At 64.3% G+C, this 917-nt stretch carries 1 protein-coding gene; it reads right to left on the reverse strand.

The genetic code is table 11. The features are described from left to right. Positions 1-51 precede the first annotated feature (51 nt). Positions 52-917: TrbG/VirB9 family P-type conjugative transfer protein (locus JCM25156_RS18335; RefSeq protein ID WP_025814279.1), on the reverse strand; the 866-nt coding region annotated here is incomplete at its 5' end.

Below are 917 nucleotides of genomic sequence, written 5' to 3' on the forward strand. Positions count from 1 at the left end.
CCATGGCCCCCGTAACCAGCACCGCCCCGGCCAGGAAAGGGCGCGCGCGCATCACGAATCCCCATCGCGATCACGCGCGACGCGCCTGACCAGCGGCGAGATGGTCCCGTTCGCCGTACTGCCGAGCGAGGGGTTATACGCATCATTCACCACGCCAATGACAAGCCCGCCATAGCGGATGCGCCATTCCCGCGCGGTGACCTGCGCGGCGAGGATGTTGTGGTCAGGCCCCAGCACCACCGCGTTCACCACCATTTCCTGGCCACCTTCGTTCATGACGTACAGCGTGGGCAGCACCCCGTTTTCAGGAAAGCGGAAATAGGTGAAACGGTAATCATCCCACACATTCAGCGGGGCGATGGCGCGATCCTTTTCCCCGTTCGAACGCCGGTAGGCCGTGTTACGCGGGCCGTTGCCATACACATCCGCCAGTTCGGCCTGGATGTGGCTGGCATGGGCGGCGGCGGCCTTCCGGCTGTCCTCCTCATCGGGGTAGAGATAGGTCAGCTCGACCGTGGCCTGCGCCAGCGCCCACGGGGTGGCGGCGAAAGCGGTATGGACACGGCCGTCAGCCCCCTTTTCCTGCCTGCCCCCCACGTAATGCAGCAGGATGTGGTAAACGTGCCGGTCGGTCACGATGGTCAGGTTGGTATCGCTCTCCTGCTCCTTGGGCCGGATGAAGCAGTGATTTTCACGGCAGGCGAAGGACCAGCCCCCTTCCTCCCCAAAGGCATGGGTGACGTAATGCTCATCGGGCGAAAGCGTGATGTCGGTCGCGATCCCGACCACGCCATCGACCTCCACCGTGTCACGCGGGTTATAGACAACCGACTTGATGCGGTAATCGTAAGGGGAGGTGCTTTTGACACCGGTCGCCCCCGCGCCCTGCGGGTACAGCCCCGCAACCGCCAGCCCGG

It is taken from the genome of Komagataeibacter kakiaceti JCM 25156 (genome assembly GCF_000613305.1).